1 protein-coding gene and 2 pseudogenes are annotated in these 1,522 nt (G+C 38.4%); 1 reads left to right on the top strand and 2 read right to left on the bottom strand.

Annotated elements, in window-relative coordinates; genetic code table 11:
* Position 1: 1 nt before the first annotated feature.
* Positions 2-247: pseudogene (locus BZK24_RS09935) on the top strand (AAA domain-containing protein); the annotation flags it as partial.
* A 213-nt stretch (positions 248-460) separates the two neighbouring features.
* Here the strand turns inward: BZK24_RS09935 and murI are convergent.
* Positions 461-1,228 (bottom strand): glutamate racemase, encoded by a 768-nt coding sequence (gene murI / locus BZK24_RS08430; RefSeq protein WP_077657148.1) that lies wholly within the window; start codon positions 1,226-1,228, stop codon positions 461-463.
* A gap of 39 nt (positions 1,229-1,267) precedes the next feature.
* Positions 1,268-1,522 (bottom strand): annotated as a pseudogene (locus BZK24_RS09730) (hypothetical protein); the annotation flags it as partial.

Below are 1,522 nucleotides of genomic sequence, written 5' to 3'. Positions count from 1 at the left end.
AATCATAGAGCTTTTAGAGCAAATCAATCGCGCTCTTAACCAAAGAAAAATCAGAAAAACCATAGGAATTATCACACCTTATAATGCCCAAAAAAGATGCTTGCGATCAGAAGTGGAAAAATGCGACTTCAAGAATTTTGATGAACTCAAGATAGACACTGTGGATGCCTTTCAAGGCGAGGAGGCAGATATTATCATTTATTCCACCGTGAAAACTTATGGTAATCTTTCTTTCTTGCTAGATTCTAAACGCTTGAATGTAGCTATTTCTAGGGCAAAAGAAAATCTCATTTTTGTGGGTAAAAAGTCTTTCTTTGAGAATTTGCTAAGCGATGAGAAGAATATCTTTAGCGCTATTTTGATCTCTCTAAAGCGCTTTATAATCAACACAATACCCTTATAGTGTGAGAGATAACCCTTTTTGGGAATTGAGTTATTTAACCCTAAATTTTTATTAGCGTTACAATTTGAGCCATTCTTTAGCCTGTTTTTCTAGCCAGATCACATCGCCGCTCGCATGAAATTCCACTTTAGGGAATGCGTGTGCATTTTTCTTAAGGGCGTATTTTTGCTGCAAATATTCAACAATAGCATCGCCCGAATGGATGAGTAGGGGGGGCGTTGGAAGGGCAAAATGCTCCATGAAATAGCCCTCAATTTGGCGAGCGATTAAGGGAAAATGCGTGCAACCTAAAATGATCACTTCAGGTAAAATCTTTAAGGGAGTGAAATAGTAACGCATGCAAGTTTCTAACAATTCGCCCTCTAAAATACTTTCTTCAATCAAAGGCACAAAAAGAGAAGTGGCTAAATGCGAAACGTTCAAATAGCCTTGTTGTTTCAGGGCGTTATCATAGGCGTTGGATTGAATCGTCGCTTTTGTCCCTAGCACCAAAATAGGGGCGTTTTTATTCTCCACTTGCCGCTTGATCGCTAAAATGCTTGGCTCAATCACGCCCACAATAGGGATTTTGGAATGCTTTTGCATCTCTTCTAAAGCCAGAGCGCTCGCCGTGTTGCATGCCACAATCAATAATTCAATCTGGTGCGGTTTGAAAAAATCCAAAGCCTCTAAGCCAAATTGCTTGATCGTGGTGGGGTCTTTAGTGCCATAAGGCACTCTAGCACTATCGCCATAATAGATGATTTCATCAAATAGTTGCGCTTTTAAAAGGCTTTTTAAAACGCTAAACCCTCCCACACCGCTATCAAAAACGCCTATTTTCATGACACTTTTTTTAATTTAATGGGATTTTAATGAGAGATTTTATTTTTCATTCATTAAATTTAAAAATTCTTCATTATCCTTAGTTTGTTGCATTTTAGAATACACAAAGCTTAAGGCTTCTATATCATCCATTTGTTGCATCACATTCCTTAAAACCCACACTTTAGTCAAGCGGTCTTTGCCAAGTAAGATATTATGCTTGCCTTTCCAAAGTGCGGTCGTGTCGTTGGTGGCATCATTTTTATTCGCAAACACCAGATACATTTGGTATTCTACGGGCTTAGTTTTAAGGTG

The organism is Helicobacter pylori (assembly GCF_001998165.1).
GTDB classification, from domain to species: domain Bacteria; phylum Campylobacterota; class Campylobacteria; order Campylobacterales; family Helicobacteraceae; genus Helicobacter; species Helicobacter pylori_DL.
Note: the sequence above shows the minus strand (reverse complement) of the source record. Positions and strands in the feature narration are given on the sequence as shown.